This window comes from Pseudomonas sp. 21 (assembly GCF_000955805.1).
In the GTDB taxonomy this organism is placed as follows: domain Bacteria; phylum Pseudomonadota; class Gammaproteobacteria; order Pseudomonadales; family Pseudomonadaceae; genus Pseudomonas.
Genome location: NZ_JYOA01000003.1, coordinates 224237 through 239542, shown reverse-complemented (window position 1 = coordinate 239542; position 15306 = coordinate 224237). Strand labels below are relative to the sequence as shown.

The window sequence follows — 15306 nt, the reverse complement described above, 5'->3', positions numbered from 1 at the left end:
ACTTAACGACTATATGCTAAGGGTTAATACCATCCATCGCCTGATGGGACGATCCGGCTACGGTAATTGAACGGCCGGACGATAAAAATAATGGAAGTATTCCTTCAAGGAGCGTGCAGTCATGGAAAAAACGGCCAATCGCCGTTTCAGCGTGCTGGTCATCGATGACGAGCCTCAGGTCACCGCGGAGCTTTCCGAACTGCTGGAGAACAGCGGCTACCACTGCGTGGTCAGCGACAGCAAGGACAGCGCCCTGCAGAAGTTCCGCGACGATCCCACGATCGGCCTGGTGATCTGCGACCTGGGCCTGGGTCGCGACAACGGCATCCGCGTGGTCGAGGCGCTGAAGGAGGCAGCCGGCACGGCGCGGTTCTTCGAAACCATCATTCTCACCGGCCAGCAGGGCAGCCAGGAAGTGATCGAGGCCATGCGCGTCGGTGTCGCCGATTACTACCAGAAGCCAGTGGCGCCAATGGACCTACTCAAGGGCCTGGAGCGCCTGGAGGCGCGCCTGCACGAGCGCATCCGCAGCCAGCTCAGCCTGAGCCACGTGAACCAGCGACTGGAGTACCTGGCGGAATCGCTCAACTCGATTTCGCGGGATATCCACAAGATCAAGTATGAAGTCCATGGTGGCGGCGGCCAGCCGGCCAGCAGCGGCGCGCTCAAGCAGGAACAGCCCGAGCCTGCGCCCAGCGCAGCGCCGAGCAACGCCGAGCAGATGACGCCGGTGGTCAACAACCCGCTGTTCAACAAGCTCTCGCCACGCCAGCAGGCGGTGGCGCGCCTGGTGAGCAAGGGGCTGACCAACTACCAGATCGCCTACGACCTGGGGATCACCGAGAATACCGTGAAGCTCTATGTCTCCCAGGTGCTGCGGCTGATGCACATGCACAACCGCACCCAACTCGCCCTCGCCATCTCCCCCAGCGCCTCGCAGAGCAGCGCGGTGCACTGAGCCCGCGACAACCTCTGGCGACCTTCAGATCAGCAGCTCCGAGCCGCCGGTCTGGAGGTCGATCAGGCGCACGTCGAGGATGCCGGTCTGGATGCCCAGCAGTTTGAGCAGCGGGTCGATGAGCGCATTGCCCAAGGCCGTGACCAGGTCCGCCAGGGCCTTGGTCAGGAGCTTCTCCAGGTCGGTGGCGGAGTTGATGACCGCACCGGCAACCCTGTCCACCAGCTTGCCCAGGTCACACAGCAGCCAGCCCAGCAACGGGTTGCACAGCAATCCCTGCGAGCCCAACGACACTTTGATCTTCAGCCCGTTGCTAAGGCTCGCCAAGCCCGCCCCCAAAGACGCCCCGAGTGGACTCTGGGCACGCTGAACGGCGCTGGGCAGATCGCTGGGGCTGGCTACGGTGTAGGTCAGCGCAGTCGGGGTTGAAGTGGCGATTGTCACGGGCCCCGAAGGAGTGGTGATGTCGACACTGGCAAGATAGCCCGATCCCAGGCTCACCAGATCGACCGAGGCGCCAAGGCTCAGGGAAGCGATGCCAGGTTGCGCCTGAACACCCACCGTCACCGGCTTGCCAACTCCTCCGCACTGGATACTTTCCAGCGCGGCGGAACCTGGCGCGACTGCGGCAACCAGAGTCACGGCGGACTTCACCAGACCGAGATTCAGCAGGTCCACGTTAGCCTTCACCGTCAGATTGACCTGCGATGATCGTGCCTGAGTCCTCCAGGATCCGTCGGCGTTGCGGCCGGGATAGCCGATAGCAATCTGTGGAGGGTTGATTACCGACAGGGTCAGACTCTGCGTTAGCAGCCCAGGCACGGCAAGCTTCTGGGTGGGAATGGTCACCGCATTGTTCTTGTTCGCCACCAGCGCCGTGGCCATCAGCAGGTCCAGCAGATTGACCCCGGCACTGAGCGCCGTATCGCGCACGCTGTCCGGCGCCACCACACTGAGAATCTGCCCCAGGGTCAGGTTCGCCGTCGGTACGTTGATGGTGGCCAGCGCGGTGCGCAGCAGCGCCGTATTCACGCCGGCCAGCTGCGAGGAGTCCGCTGCATTGACCATGGCCTGGAGCAGCTGCGCGGCGGTGACGTTGGCTCCCAGCAGGCTGTCGATCTTGCCCAGTTCGAGATTCACCCCGGCCGCTTTGAGCTGCTGGCTCAGGGCGAGCAGCGAGACGTTGGCCCCAGCGATGCCCTGGTAGGTCACCACGTCCAGGTTGATGCTGGTGCCCAGCAGCCCGCCGAGCAGGGCATTGAGCAACGGCGAGTTGCTCGAATCCAGGCTCAGCACGCCGCTACCGGCGGAAATGCCCGCCATCGCCGAGCGCCGTGCCACGGCCTGGGCACTGAGCACCGTCGTGCTCGAGGCACCGCTGAACAGGCTGGCGACATTGAGAACCAGGCTGGAGGGAACGCTGTGGGTAGCCTGCACGCGAACGGAATCCGCCAGGTTGCCGCCCGCACTGAAAACCCGCTGGGAGTCGGCACTGCCGTATCCGGCGGAGAAGCTGACACTGCCCAGCGTCCCCACCAGAGTGTCGCCCGTGCCGGGAACGAAGCCGTTCTTCGCCGCACTGGCGGTGACATAGCCCTGGATGTCGGCAGCCAGCTGCGAGCCGCACATGCCGCCCTGGGTGGCGGCTTCCAGCGCCGCCATGTCCGCCACACGTTGCAGCTTGCGCTGTTCGAAGTACAGGCGTCCGGTGTCTACCACCAGGGCCAGGCAAATCAATGCCAGCAGCAGCGTTCCCGCCGCCATGACGCCGATTGCGCCTCGCTGCCGTTCACATCCCATGGCAGCCTCCGGAAGGGATCAGTTCTTGTCGGTGCTGAAGCCGTTGTTGTCGTCGAGCAGGTACTCGGGAATTTCGTGGGTATAGCTCTTCAGGTAGCGCTGGTAGGCGCGGTCGCGCTCGGCCGGGGTGGCGCTCTGCCGGTGGGGCGAGGCGGCCTTGCCGCTGCTCTGCAGGTCCAGCCAGGTCAGCACTTCCTGCTGGTCACGAGCGGTGGTACCGGCTTCGGTGTGGGTGGTCTCCACCGCCTGGGCCAGCATCGGCGTCGCCAGCAGCGCGCCGGCTAGAATCCATGTCTTCATCCTTCCCTCCCTGCCCGCCTCAGCGGGCCTTGACCAGCAGCTTGGCGTCGCGCGCGACCGCCGGGGTCGACTCGACCAGCGCGGGGTGCGCGCCCTCTTCCGGATCGTCCACGTAACTCACGCTTTCGGCCTGCACTGCCGGCTGGCTGGCCGGACTGGCGGGGCTGGCCGGGCGCAGGTCCTTCGCCTGGTCCTGGGCCGCGCGGACCTGGTCGGCGGACAGCCCGACGCTCTGGATCAACCGGCTGGCCTCGCTGTTCTCGCCCTGGATGAACATGACGCTGAGCAGGTTGGTAGCCGGCAGCTTGTCGTGCTCGTTCAGCTCCATGGCGGTAATGAACTCGAAGCGCGCCCTCTCCAGTTCACCGCGCCGCAGCAGGACGTAACCCAGGTCGTTGCGCAGCGCGCTATCGGTAGGCTGCAGGCGCGCCGCCTCACGCAGCTCGCGCTCGGCTTCCACGGTATTGCCGCCGCGCATGGCGATCTGTCCCAGGCCATGGTGGGCCTCGGCGGCCTTGCAGGTGCCCAGCAACCCTTCGTAGACGATGCGCGCCTTGGGATCGCCGATGCGGCGCAGGGCCAGCGCCTTGCTTTCGCGCACTTCCAGCGAGTTCGGCGGCAGGGTTTCCAGGTTGGCCAGGGCGGCGTGGGCACGGCCGTTGTCCAGCATCTCGCGGGCCAGGTTGAGCTGCAGTTCCACCGCCTGGCCGAGCTTCTCGTCGCAGTTCTGCCCGACACTCGGCCCGCCACCCAGGCTGTCGAGGTTGGCGCAGCCGCCGAGGGTCAGGCCCAGCAGGCCGATCAAGCACGCGTTTCTCATCCCATTCTCCCCAGGGCCTTGGTGATCGCGAGGAAGCCGGGCCCGGCGAGGATGATCAGCAGCGCCGGGAACAACAGCGTCATCATCACCAGGCTCATCTTCGCCGACATCTTGCTGACCTTTTCCTGAAGGTCGGTCAGGCGCCGGTCCTCGAACAATTGCTTGAGCGTCAGCAGCGATCCGCGAGCACTGCCGCCCTGGCGCAGCATCTGGCGCAGCACGTTGCAGCAGTCGCTCAATTCGCCCACCGCCAGGCGCTTGCTCAGCAGCTCCAGTTCGTCGGCCAGGTCCAGGCCGTTTTCGGCATGCGCCAGGACGCCGTCGAGCTCCTCCACCAGCACCGGCACGATGCTCCGTCCTTCACGGCTGACCACACGCAGGCTCTGCTCCACGGTGAGGCCGGAATCGAACAGGATGCGGATCAGCTGGATGAACAGGATGACCTCGCCCGCCAGGCGTTGCCGACGCTTGCCGGCAAAATGGGCGAGCACTCGCTTGGGCAGCAGGAAGCCGATCCCGGCGGCGAAGGACAATGGCAGCAGTGGCGAGGTATGGGCGTGCCCCGGTGTGGCAAGGACCACCAGTACGATGGCCACGAACAGCAGGGGAACCAGGAATATCGACATCAGGTAGATACGCCGCGGCGTACTGCCGGACCAGCCGGCCTGGTTGAGCAGCAGCCGGACTTCCTCATCGCGCAGCTGCAGGCGTCGACCCAGGCCGCTGTCGCTCATCCGGTCGAAGGCCCGCGCCATGCGCTGGCCAGCACCGTGCGGCGTTGCATCGCCGCCCAGGCGCTGCTCGATCAGGCGCTGTTCGCGACCGGCCGTGCGGCTCTGCGAGAGCAGCAGGAGGATCGCCGCCAGGGCCAGGATCACCGCCATCAATCCGTACATCAGGGGCATGCCGGCCTCCTCAGATGCTCTTGAGCATGCGCCAGAGCGTGTAGCACCCCAGCACTTGCAACCCCAGGGAAGTCAGCAGCATCAGGCGGCCACCGTGGTCGTGCCACATGTTCATCAGGTAGCCCGGATTGCTGAACAGGATGTAGGCGCCCAGGCTCACCGGCAGCAACGCCAGCACCAGAGCGCTCATGCGGGTCTCGCCGGTCATGGCGCGCAGCTGGCGACCGAGTTTCTCCCGCTCGTGGATGACCTTGATGATGTTTTCCAGCAGGTCGGTGGTGTTGCCGCCGTATCGGTGGTTCACCGCCACGCCGAGGGAGAGCACGTGCAGCTCCTCCACGTCGTAGAGCTCTGCCACCTCCTGCAGCGCCTCAGGCAGGCTGATGCCCATCAGCACATGGTTGTTCACCAGCGAGAAGATTTCCCGCAGCGGGTCGTCGGCCGCGTTCACCGCCTGGGTGATGGCATCCCCCAGGGTTCGCCCCGAGTGCAGGCTGCGCACCACCTGGTCGAGGAAGTTGGGCATCTGCCGGATCATTTTCTGCAGGCGACGCCGGTACAGCAGATTGAGCAGTGCGTGGAAGCCGAGCACTCCCACCCCGACACCACAGAGCGCGGCTATCGGTCCGCCCAGGCGCTGGCCGAACAGCCCCAGCACAATGCAGACCACAACGGCTCCCAACACCCATCCGCGCATGTCGGAGATGCCGGCACGCCGCATGCGTCGCGCCAGCCAGTGACTGCTGCGGGCGCGCCCTCCCCCCGCGACCACGCTCTCTCCGCTCAGGCGGCGCATCACCAGTTCATGGTGTCGCGCGCGCCAGCTCATGCCCGCCAGCGCCATGCCCAGCGCCGCCAGCGCCAGGCTGCCTACGACCAGCCAGAGGGCGCCGCTCACAGCAGCACCTGGCGGAACTTGATGCCACTGGGCTGGGCGGTGCGGACGAATTGCCCGGTGCCACGCCGGTCGAGGCTGAACAGCGAATTGGTGACGTAGACGCCGTCGCGCACCTCCAGCACTTCGAGGATCTCGCTGACGCAGCGGCGGCCGTTGGACAGGCGGGTGATCTGCACAATGATGTCCAGCGCCGAGCAGAGCATCTGCCTCAAGGTCTGCTCCGGCACGCGCTGGCCGGTGAGCCCCACCAGCATCTCCAGGCGCAGCAGCGAGTCCATGGCCGAGTTGGCGTGCACGGTGCTCATCGAGCCATCGTGGCCGGTGTTCATCGCCTGCAGCACGTCGAGCACTTCGACGCCGCGGATCTCGCCGAGGATGATGCGGTCCGGGCGCATGCGCAGGGCGTTGCGGATCAGGTCGCGAGCGGTCACTTCACCGAAGCCTTCGGCATTCGGCGGACGGGTCTCCAGCCGCACCACGTGGTCGTGGCCCAGTTGCAGTTCGGCGGTGTCCTCGATAGTGACAATGCGCTCGCGCTCGTCGATGAAGCTGCTCATGACATTGAGCAGCGTGGTCTTGCCGGTGCCGGTGCCGCCGCTGATGAGGATGTTGCAGCGGCTCGCCACCGCTTGGCGGAGGAACGCCAGCATGGCTTCGTCGACGCTCTGGTAAGCGAGCAGGTCGGCGCTCTTGAGCAGTTCCTTGCTGAATTTGCGGATCGACAGGCAGGGCCCGTCCAGTGCCACCGGCGGGATGATCGCGTTGACCCGGCTGCCGTCGGGCAGGCGCGCGTCCACCATCGGGCTGGACTCGTCCAGGCGCCGCCCCAGCGGCGCGAGTATGCGCTGGATCACCCGCTGCACATGGTGGTCGTCGATGAAGCGCAGGTCGCTCTGGTACAGCCGGCCTTCGTGCTCGATGAACACCCGGTCCGGGCCGTTGACCAGGATTTCCGAGATGCCCGGATCGCGCAGGAGGATTTCCAGCGGACCGAAGCCGGTCAGTTCGTCCACCACCTCCTCGGCGAGGCGGTCCAGTTCGTAGCGGGAAATTGCCAGCTGGCGGCGCGAGGCGTATTCGCAAACCTTCTCGGAGACGTACTGTGCCACCGCCGGCCGCGCGCCCTCCAGCAGGTTCATGCCGTCTTCGTCGATCTCGTCGATGATGTAGCGGTGCAGGCGCATTTTCAGCGTCTGCAGGTCCTGGTCGTGGCGGCCGTGACCGCCGCCGTAGTGCTGACTCATGAGCGCGCGGCCTTCGCCCGGCCGATCCAGCTGAACAGCCCGCGCTTCTCGGCCACGCCCGCACCCAGCGCCTCGGCCAGGTCGCGCAGCTTCACCGTCAGCGGGTCACGCGGGGCCAGGTCGAACAGGCTCTGGCCGACATTCTTGGCACGCAGGCGGGCTTCGGGCGAGGCAGGCAGCACGCCGAAAAGTTCCAGGCCGAACATCTTGCCCAGCGCCGGCGCATCCGGTGGAACCGAGGCCCAGTAACGCTCGATCAGCAGCTCGATGCGTGGCAGCGCAGGGGTGCGCTCGCGCAGGCGGCGCAGGCGTTCCAGCCCCTTCTTGCAGGACGGCACGCTCTGGTCCACCAGCCACAGCACGCGGTTGGCCTGCATCAGCAACTGGCCGCTGAGTTCGCCTTCGGCAACGCCGGTGAGGTTGATCAGGATATGGCTGAAGGCACTGCGCAGGTTGCCCAGCAGCAGATACAGCTCGGCAGTGGTGATGCGCTCCAGCACGCCGGGCTCGTCCGACAGGCTCAGCACGCGCAGGCCGGACTCGTGGCGCGCAAAGGCGCTGTCGATCAGGGTCTGGTCCAGGCGGCGCAGGTTGCGCAGCGCATCGGCAAAGGTGAATGACGGCTCCATGCCGAGGATCGCCAGCGCCTCGCCGGTGGGTTGGCCGATGTCCACCAGCAGCACGCGGTGGTCCGCCTGGCGTTGCAGCGCCAGGGCCAGGTGCAGGGCGACGAAGGCGCCGTCGGCGTCGGGCCGGGCGCTGATCAGGCTGATCAGTTCACCCTGCTGGGTGGCGCTTACCGGCACCGTGGGCAGGCGCCCGCCGAGACGGCGGACCAGCCCGCTCAGCTCGCTGGCACGGGCGCCGTAGGTGACGAAGTCCCGTGCTCCAGCGCGCATGGCGGCCAGCACCAGCTGGTTGTCCAGGCCATCGCCGACGGCGACGACCGAGAGCAGCGGCCGCGCCGAGACCAGCCCCTCGATCAGCGAGCCCTGGGAGACCAGGTTGGCCTTGTTCAGGCTGGTGAACAGGACCGTCGCGCCGGTGACGTCCAGCAGCGACAGCAGTTCTTCCAGGGTCCCGCTATTGGCCAGAACCACCTGCCCGCAGCCGGCCAGGCTGCTCTGCAGCCACTCCTGCTCACCGGGATGCTGGACCAGCGCCACGAAAGTCTGACTCATGCCCGTGCTCCCTTGCTTTGCCTTGCCTCCCGCTCTCTGGCGGGTCAGCGCTTCGTAGGTATCCATCAGTGCGACATCCCGCTGCTGGCCTTGCGCTTGTCGAAGCGGCCGTCCTCGAGGAAGTAGAACTCGCCGAAGCCCGGGTCGTAGTCACGCAGCCCTTCGCCGGGCAGCTTGGGCAGCGCGGCATTGGCCGCCAGCGGCTGGACCAGGTGCGGGGTGACGATCATCAGCAGCTCGCGGTCGTCCTTGTCCAGGTTCGAAGATCGGAACAGCGCGCCGATCACCGGGATGCTGCCGAGGAAGGGGAACTTGTCGATGTTGCTGATGGTGCTGCTGCTGATCAGCCCGCTGATCACGAAGCTTTCGCCGTCGGCGAGCATCACGCTGGTATCGGTGCGCCGCACGGTCAGCGCAGGCACGGCGATGTCGTTGGTGCGGATGCCGCTGGAGAAGTCCAGTTCACTGACTTCCGGGGCGACCTTCAGGGCGATGCGCTTGTCGTTCATCACCGTCGGGGTCAGGGTCAGGCGCACGCCGAACTCCTTGTACTCGATGGTGATGGTGTCCTTGTCGCCATTGGGCACGGGAATCGGGAACTCGCCGCCGGCCAGGAACGACGCCGTCTGCCCGCTGGTAGCCACCAGGCTGGGCCGCGCCAGGGTGTAGGCGAAGCCGCTGCCTTCCAGGGCATTGATGAAGCCCAGCCACTTGCTGCTGCCGCCGCCCCAGATGATGTTGAAGCCGCCGTTGGCGTTGCCGAAGGTGCCATCGAGGTTGCCGACGGGATCGACCGTCATGCTGCCCAGGCTGCCCGGCGAGCCCAGCACGAAGGTGTTGGAGCCGCGCCGCACCAGCGAGGTGCTAGCCTGCTTGAGCTTGCTGCGGCTGACTTCGACGAAGCGGATATCGGTCTGCACCTGGTTGGGCAGGCTGCCGGCGCCAACGCCGGTTGCGCCCGCCACGTCGCCCACCGCACGCGCACCGACGCGCACCACCGTGCGCATCGGCTGGTCGCTGCAGGCGGTCCAGATCAGCAGGCTGGTCAGGCCTTCGGCCTTGCCGGTGACGAGGAAGTCGCGCTTGTCGAGCACCTGCACGTCGGCAATGTTCGGGTCGCCGATGGCCAGCCGCTTGATCGGCACCGGCAGTTGCTGGTCGCGCTGGGCGCCCTGCTCGACATCGAGATTCAGTTGCTGGTCAGCAAAGCCTGCGCAGGCGCTCGGCACGGCCTGGGCCGCGGAGTGAACGGCGCAAGCCAGCAGGGCAACCAGGGGAAGGATGAAGCGCTTGGACATCGATGCACTCCTTGCTCAATGTGCTTCACGGGTAACGGTGGTGCCCCGGTAGACCACCACGCCGGCGTCAACCTGCGGGGCGGAGACCTGGCGCACGGCGGGCGCCGGGGCCTGACGCGGCTTGCCGATGAGTTGCTCGAGGGTGATCGGCTGGCTGCCGGCGGAACCGAGCGAGGCCTGGATATAGCGGCCCTGCTGCTCCTTCTCGTAGAGGTTCTCGTCCTTGCTGCGCACGGCCAGGCGCAGGGACCCGGCCTGGCTGGCCAGCATCAGGCGCGAAGCGGCTTCGGCGGGTACCGCCAGCACGGCAGTGCGCGGCGGTTTGGGTGTCTTGTCCTTGGGGTCGCCGGCGTTGCGCGCCTGGCCGTCGGTGGAAACGGCGATCTGCTCGCCGTAGGTCAGCACCCGCACGCCGGGCAGCACCACCTGGGCGCTGAGGCTGCGCTCGGTGCTCTGCTGGTCCTGGACGAAGAGCATGACGTCGACGTAATCACCGGGAAGCACGAAGCCGCCGCCACCGATGACCTCGTCCACCGCAATCGCCATGGCGCGCTCATCCGGCCGGATGGTACGGGCCAGAGGGCCGCCCGGTTCGGTCACTGCGGAGGTGAGGATATTGCCCGCCGGAACGGCGACCCAGACACGCTGACCGATAACGACTTCGGGCTTGGGAAAGCTGCCGGCGGGAGCCGTGCGCAGCATCTCCACGCTGACATCGTCCTTGCCGATCACCGTCAGGGCCGGCAGGTCACGGGCGGCCACCACCACGGCGGTGCGTTGCAGCTTGTCGGCCTCGGCCATCGCCGCCGGCGCCACTTCCTGAACCACGCCGGCAACCGGCGCGGCCGGCTTGCCGACCTTGAGTCCGAGATACCCCACCACACCGGCGCAAACCAGCAACAGCCCGGCGAATACCATCAGCACCTTGCTATTCATGACCACATCCTTGGGCAATCTCGGAAATGCGGACCGGAGGGTCCGCGGCCTTGTCGTAAGAAGTCCGTTACCGGCAGCACCGGGTTTTGTCCTTCAGAACTTTATTGTTGTTTCGGCCAGGCGAGGAAGTTCGATAAGAACCATTCCTCATAATCAGTTTTCAGTTGTGCCATGGCTGAATCTAGTAGCTGTATTTAGAGCGTCAACCACGCCGGTTAAATTTACGACCTGCAATTATTTATATGCCGAGAGGGTTATAACTTTGGTATTAGCGCTATTTGAACAATTGCATTCGGCCATACGACGCCTAGCCTGACGGTGAAGTCGGGGCGCCGCCCCGTGGTATTCGAGGGAGCACCCGCGATGGACCTGACAATAAAAAACCTGTCCCTGAGATTGTTCTGCATGGCCAAGGCATTCGCGGCCGACAAGGAAGGGGCAACAGCAATCGAATATGCGGTAATTGCGGGACTGATCTCGGTGGTGGTTATCGCGGGCGCCAGCATTATCGGTGGCGACCTGGGCACCATCATGACCAGCATTCAGGAAGAAGTTGCAAAAGCCGTTAAATAACACCCCCCCCTGATCCAACTTCCTGACGACCGGATTCATGGTTCCCGCGCCCCGCGCGGGAACTTGTTCGCCTGCCTGCCGCAATTCTCCTAAAGCTCCCCGCGCATCTGCCGATACAACCTGCTCAAACCCGTTTTACAGCAGGATGCTTTACCGATGCTTCGTTCGCTGTCCTTCTCCAGGAAGATCCTCCTGGCAGCCTCTCTCGTGGTCACCTTCGCCTTCGCCTGTTTCATCTTCTTCAACGATCTGCGCCAGCGCGACGCAATCCACTCCGACACCGAATCCTATCTCTCCGAGGTCGGCAGCCTGACCGCCAGCAATATCCAGAGCTGGCTGGAAGGTCGCATCCAGCTGGTGGAAGCGGAAGCGGCGCAACTGGCCGACGGCGAACCGACACCCGAACGCATCCAGCATGTGCTGGAGCAGCAGGTGTTCCAGAAGAACTTCGAATCGGTCTACCTGGGCGAAGCCGCCAGCGGCGTGTTCACCATGCGCCCCTATGCGCCGATGCCCGACGGCTACGACCCGCGTACCCGCGGCTGGTACAAGGACGCCGTGGCCGCCGGCCGGCTGATCGTCACCGAGCCCTTCCTCGATGCCGGCACCAACGAGCAGATTCTCGCCATGTCCATGCCGGTCATGCGCAACGGCCAACTGGTCGGCGTGGCCGCCGGCGACATGAAGCTGGAAACCATCACCGCGATCATCAATTCGCTGAAGTTCGACGGCGATGGCTATGCCTTCCTGGTCAGCGACGCCGGCAAGATCCTCCTGCACCCGGACAGCAGCCTGATCTTCAAGAGCCTCGGCGAGGTCTACCAGCAAGGCGCGCCCAAGGTGCAGCCGGGCGTGCAGGAAGTCAGCATCAACGGCGAAGACCAGCTGGTCTCCATGACGCCGGTGAAGGGCCTTCCGGGCGTGACCTGGTACGTCGCGCTGGTGCTCAACAAGGACTCCGCCTATGCGATGCTCAGCGACTTCCGCAACACCGCCATCGTCGCCACCGTCATCGCCATCGTCGCCATCCTGTTCCTGCTCGGCATGCTGATCCGCGTGCTGATGGCACCGCTGACCGACATGGGCCGCGCCATGCAGGACATCGCCCAGGGCGAAGGCGACCTGACCAAGCGCCTGAAGGTCGCCAGCAACGACGAATTCGGCGTGCTGGCCAACGCCTTCAACCGCTTCGTCGAGCGTATCCACGAATCCATCCGCGAAGTGGCCTCCACGGCGCGCCAGTTGCACGACGTTTCGCAGTTGGTGGTGAACGCCTCCAACTCCTCGATGAGCAACTCCGACGAGCAGGCCAACCGCACCAACAGCGTCGCGGCGGCGATCAATGAACTGGGCGCTGCCGCCCAGGAGATCGCGCGCAACGCCGCCGATGCCTCGCACCACGCCACCGATGCCTCGCACCAGGCCGGCGATGGGCGCCAGGTGGTGGAGCAGACCATCAGCGCGATGAACCTGCTCTCCGACAAGATCAGCTCCGCCTGCGCCAACATCGAGGCACTGAACAGCCGCACGGTGAACATCGGGCAGATTCTCGAAGTGATCAAGGGCATCTCCGAGCAGACCAACCTGCTGGCCCTGAACGCCGCCATCGAAGCCGCCCGCGCCGGTGAAGCCGGCCGTGGTTTCGCCGTGGTGGCGGACGAGGTGCGCAACCTGGCCCATCGCGCCCAGGAGTCCGCGCAGGAAATCCAGAAAATGATCGAGGAACTGCAGGTCGGCGCCCGCGAAGCCGTGGACACCATGACCGAGAGCCAGCGCTACAGCCTGGAAAGCGTGGAAATCGCCAACCGCGCCGGCGAGCGCCTGGCCAGCGTGACCCACCGCATCGGCGAGATCGACTCGATGAACCAGTCGGTGGCCACCGCCACCGAAGAGCAGACCGCCGTGGTCGACTCGCTGAACATGGACATCACCGAGATCAACACCCTCAACCAGGAAGGCGTGGAGAACCTGCAAGCCACCCTGCGCGCCTGTGCCGACCTGGAGAACCAGGCCGGCCGTTTGCGTCACCTGGTGGACAGCTTCCGCATCTGACCGCAGCGGAAAACGAAAAAGGCGCCTTCGGGCGCCTTTTTTGTTCGCGACGAAACCGCCGGTGAATCTGCATTCTCGAGCCAGCCCCTGCAACCTGTATCACCGCTGAAACACCCGCCACAGAGCCACCCCTACCGTTCGTCCGACTCTTTCAAGCTTCCCTCGGGCACGCCGAAATCAAGGGTGAAGGCCTTTGATACCAACCAACAAACCGGGCCTGTCGTCACCGCCGGCACAAGGGAGTTCCGGCCACGCCTGCACGGCTATCCGCCGCGCCGGCGCCGTCCGTTTCATACCACGGGGACGGACGTTCTGCGGCGACACCGGATCTGTCGCCCGGACCAACGCCGCTCAGGCATCCCACTACTTCCGGACTCGACGCAGCATGATCAAGAGCCTGAAATTCAGCCATAAGATCCTCCTGGCCGCTTCTCTTGTTGTTTTCTCGGCATTCGCCCTCTTCACCCTCTACAACGACTACCTGCAGCGCAATGCGATCCGCGAGGACCTCGAGGACTACCTGCGGGAGATGGGCGACGTCAGCGCCAGCAACATCCAGAACTGGCTGAGCGGCCGCCTGCTGCTGATCGAAAGCACCGCCCAGACCCTCGCCCGCGACAGCTCGCCCGAGCATCTGACCGGCCTGCTGGAGCAGGACACCCTGCGCAAGACCTTCAACTTCACCTACCTGGGCCAGGAAGACGGCACCTTCACCATGCGCCCCAACAGCGCCATGCCTGACGGTTACGACCCGCGTACCCGCCCCTGGTACAAGGATGCCGTCGCGGCCGGCGGCACCACGCTGACCGAGCCCTACATCGACGCAGCCACCCAGCAACTGATCATGACCGTCGCCACTCCTGCGCGCGCTGGCGGCAAGACCCTGGGCGTGGTCGGCGGCGACCTCGGCCTGCAGACCCTGGTGGAAATCATCAACTCGCTGGACTTCAGCGGCATGGGCTACGCCTTCCTCGTCAGCGGCGACGGCAAGATCCTGGTGCACCCGGACAAGAGCTTCATCATGAAGTCCCTCTCCGACATCTACCCGCAGAACACACCCAGGATCGGCGGCGGCTTCAGCGAGGCCGAGCTCAACGGCCACACCCGCATCCTCAGCTTCACCCAGGTCAAAGGCCTGCCGTCGGTGAACTGGTACATCGGCCTGTCCATCGACAAGGACGCGGCCTACTCCATGCTGAGCAAGTTCCGCGCCTCGGCCATCGTCGCCGCCGCCATTGCCATCGTCGCCATCCTGCTCCTGCTGGGCATGCTGATCCGCGTGCTGATGCAGCCGCTGACCACCATGGGGCGCGCCATGGAAGACATCGCCCAGGGCGAGGGAGACCTGACCAAGCGCCTGAAGGTCGCCAGCAACGACGAGTTCGGCGTGCTGGGCAATGCCTTCAACCGCTTCGTCGAACGTATCCACGAATCGATCCGCGAGGTGGCCTCCACCGCGCGCCAGTTGCACGACGTCTCGCAGCTGGTGGTGAACGCCTCCAACTCCTCGATGAGCAACTCCGACGAGCAGTCCAACCGCACCAACAGCGTCGCGGCGGCGATCAATGAACTGGGCGCTGCCGCCCAGGAGATCGCGCGAAACGCCGCCGATGCCTCGCACCACGCCACCGATGCCTCGCACCAGGCCGGCGACGGGCGCCAGGTAGTGGAGCAGACCATCAGCGCGATGAACCTGCTGTCGGACAAGATCAGCTCCGCCTGCGCCAACATCGAAGCACTGAATAGCCGCACGGTGAACATCGGGCAGATCCTCGAAGTGATCAAGGGCATCTCCGAGCAGACCAACCTGCTGGCCCTGAACGCGGCCATCGAGGCCGCCCGCGCCGGGGAAGCCGGCCGTGGCTTCGCCGTGGTGGCGGACGAAGTGCGCAACCTCGCCCACCGCGCCCAGGAGTCGGCCCAGCAGATTCAGAAGATGATCGAAGAGCTGCAGGTCGGCGCCCGCGAAGCCGTGGACACCATGACCGAGAGCCAGCGCTACAGCCTGGAAAGCGTGGAAATCGCCAACCGCGCCGGCGAGCGCCTGGCCAGCGTGACCCACCGCATCGGCGAGATCGACTCGATGAACCAGTCGGTGGCCACCGCCACCGAGGAACAGACCGCCGTGGTCGACTCGCTGAACATGGACATCACCGAGATCAACACCCTGAACCAGGAAGGCGTGGAAAACCTCCAGGCCACCCTGCGCGCCTGTGCCGACCTGGAGAACCAGGCCGGCCGCCTGCGTCACCTGGTGGACAGCTTCCGCATCTGATGGCTGAAACAATGAAAAAGGCGCCCTCCGGCGCCTTTTTCATTTCTGTAGGAGCGCGCCATGCGC

The 15306-nt window shown here is 65.4% G+C and carries 13 protein-coding genes and 1 pseudogene; 5 read left to right on the top strand and 9 right to left on the bottom strand.

The window, feature by feature from the left end:
* The first annotated feature begins 121 nt into the window (after positions 1-121).
* Complete coding sequence (locus UB43_RS06730) at positions 122-958, top strand: response regulator transcription factor (protein WP_045209670.1); 837 nt, start codon at positions 122-124, stop codon at positions 956-958.
* A gap of 24 nt (positions 959-982) precedes the next feature.
* Here the strand turns inward: UB43_RS06730 and UB43_RS06725 are convergent, their stop codons facing one another.
* The 9 genes from UB43_RS06725 to cpaB all read right to left on the bottom strand — a co-directional run bounded on the left by UB43_RS06725 (position 983) and on the right by cpaB (position 10340).
* Positions 983-2758, bottom strand: a complete 1776-nt coding sequence (locus UB43_RS06725; RefSeq protein ID WP_082085790.1) for a pilus assembly protein TadG-related protein — start codon at positions 2756-2758, stop codon at positions 983-985.
* Positions 2759-2776: 18 nt separating this feature from the next.
* The gene (locus UB43_RS06720) at positions 2777-3058 is read right to left on the bottom strand and encodes a DUF3613 domain-containing protein (protein ID WP_045209668.1); all 282 of its coding nucleotides are present in this window, start codon (positions 3056-3058) and stop codon (positions 2777-2779) included.
* Positions 3059-3077: 19 nt separating this feature from the next.
* Positions 3078-3878, bottom strand: coding sequence for a hypothetical protein (locus UB43_RS06715; protein ID WP_045209667.1), 801 nt, complete (start codon positions 3876-3878; stop codon positions 3078-3080).
* On the bottom strand, positions 3875-4783 hold the full coding sequence (locus tag UB43_RS06710; RefSeq protein WP_045209666.1) for a type II secretion system F family protein: 909 nt from the start codon (positions 4781-4783) through the stop codon (positions 3875-3877). The genes UB43_RS06715 and UB43_RS06710 overlap by 4 nt, the downstream gene beginning before the upstream one ends.
* 10 nt (positions 4784-4793) lie before the next feature.
* Entirely contained in the window at positions 4794-5681 is an 888-nt protein-coding gene (locus UB43_RS06705) for a type II secretion system F family protein (RefSeq protein WP_045209665.1), read from the bottom strand.
* The gene (gene tadA, locus UB43_RS06700) at positions 5678-6925 is read right to left on the bottom strand and encodes a type 4b pilus Flp biogenesis ATPase TadA (RefSeq protein WP_045209664.1); all 1248 of its coding nucleotides are present in this window, start codon (positions 6923-6925) and stop codon (positions 5678-5680) included. The genes UB43_RS06705 and tadA overlap by 4 nt, the downstream gene beginning before the upstream one ends.
* Positions 6922-8106 (bottom strand): type 4b pilus Flp biogenesis protein TadZ, encoded by a 1185-nt coding sequence (gene tadZ, locus UB43_RS06695; RefSeq protein ID WP_045209663.1) that lies wholly within the window; start codon positions 8104-8106, stop codon positions 6922-6924. The genes tadA and tadZ overlap by 4 nt, the downstream gene beginning before the upstream one ends.
* A gap of 65 nt (positions 8107-8171) precedes the next feature.
* Positions 8172-9404, bottom strand: a complete 1233-nt coding sequence (locus UB43_RS06690) for a type II and III secretion system protein family protein (RefSeq protein ID WP_045209662.1) — start codon at positions 9402-9404, stop codon at positions 8172-8174.
* 15 nt (positions 9405-9419) lie between these two features.
* Complete coding sequence (cpaB, locus tag UB43_RS06685) at positions 9420-10340, bottom strand: Flp pilus assembly protein CpaB (RefSeq protein WP_045209661.1); 921 nt, start codon at positions 10338-10340, stop codon at positions 9420-9422.
* A 375-nt stretch (positions 10341-10715) separates the two neighbouring features.
* On the opposite strand from cpaB, the gene UB43_RS06680 reads away from it, so the two are divergent.
* The 4 genes and pseudogenes from UB43_RS06680 to UB43_RS06670 all read left to right on the top strand — a co-directional run bounded on the left by UB43_RS06680 (position 10716) and on the right by UB43_RS06670 (position 15240).
* Positions 10716-10913 carry a Flp family type IVb pilin gene (locus UB43_RS06680; protein ID WP_045210219.1) on the top strand — a complete coding sequence of 66 codons (198 nt, stop codon included), beginning with the start codon at positions 10716-10718 and terminating at the stop codon, positions 10911-10913.
* A gap of 156 nt (positions 10914-11069) precedes the next feature.
* Positions 11070-12110 (top strand): annotated as a pseudogene (locus UB43_RS30265) (cache domain-containing protein); the annotation flags it as partial.
* Between the two features lie 90 nt (positions 12111-12200).
* Positions 12201-12965: a methyl-accepting chemotaxis protein gene (locus UB43_RS30260; protein WP_371318965.1), complete on the top strand. Its 765-nt coding sequence runs from the start codon at positions 12201-12203 to the stop codon at positions 12963-12965.
* A 385-nt stretch (positions 12966-13350) separates the two neighbouring features.
* Positions 13351-15240 (top strand): methyl-accepting chemotaxis protein, encoded by a 1890-nt coding sequence (locus tag UB43_RS06670; RefSeq protein WP_045209659.1) that lies wholly within the window; start codon positions 13351-13353, stop codon positions 15238-15240.
* Positions 15241-15306: the final 66 nt, after the last annotated feature.

What these genes read in the sequence shown, in the direction of transcription:
- UB43_RS06715 (WP_045209667.1), bottom strand. Translation starts at nt 3,878, where the DNA reads ATGAGAAACGCGTGCTTGATCGGCCTGCTGGGCCTGACCCTCGGCGGC.
- UB43_RS06710 (WP_045209666.1), bottom strand. Translation starts at nt 4,783, where the DNA reads ATGCCCCTGATGTACGGATTGATGGCGGTGATCCTGGCCCTGGCGGCG.
- UB43_RS06725 (WP_082085790.1), bottom strand. Translation starts at nt 2,758, where the DNA reads ATGGGATGTGAACGGCAGCGAGGCGCAATCGGCGTCATGGCGGCGGGA.
- tadA (WP_045209664.1), bottom strand. Translation starts at nt 6,925, where the DNA reads ATGAGTCAGCACTACGGCGGCGGTCACGGCCGCCACGACCAGGACCTG.
- UB43_RS06690 (WP_045209662.1), bottom strand. Translation starts at nt 9,404, where the DNA reads ATGTCCAAGCGCTTCATCCTTCCCCTGGTTGCCCTGCTGGCTTGCGCC.
- UB43_RS06670 (WP_045209659.1), top strand. Translation starts at nt 13,351, where the DNA reads ATGATCAAGAGCCTGAAATTCAGCCATAAGATCCTCCTGGCCGCTTCT.
- UB43_RS06730 (WP_045209670.1), top strand. Translation starts at nt 122, where the DNA reads ATGGAAAAAACGGCCAATCGCCGTTTCAGCGTGCTGGTCATCGATGAC.
- cpaB (WP_045209661.1), bottom strand. Translation starts at nt 10,340, where the DNA reads ATGAATAGCAAGGTGCTGATGGTATTCGCCGGGCTGTTGCTGGTTTGC.
- UB43_RS30260 (WP_371318965.1), top strand. Translation starts at nt 12,201, where the DNA reads ATGAGCAACTCCGACGAGCAGGCCAACCGCACCAACAGCGTCGCGGCG.
- tadZ (WP_045209663.1), bottom strand. Translation starts at nt 8,106, where the DNA reads ATGAGTCAGACTTTCGTGGCGCTGGTCCAGCATCCCGGTGAGCAGGAG.
- UB43_RS06720 (WP_045209668.1), bottom strand. Translation starts at nt 3,058, where the DNA reads ATGAAGACATGGATTCTAGCCGGCGCGCTGCTGGCGACGCCGATGCTG.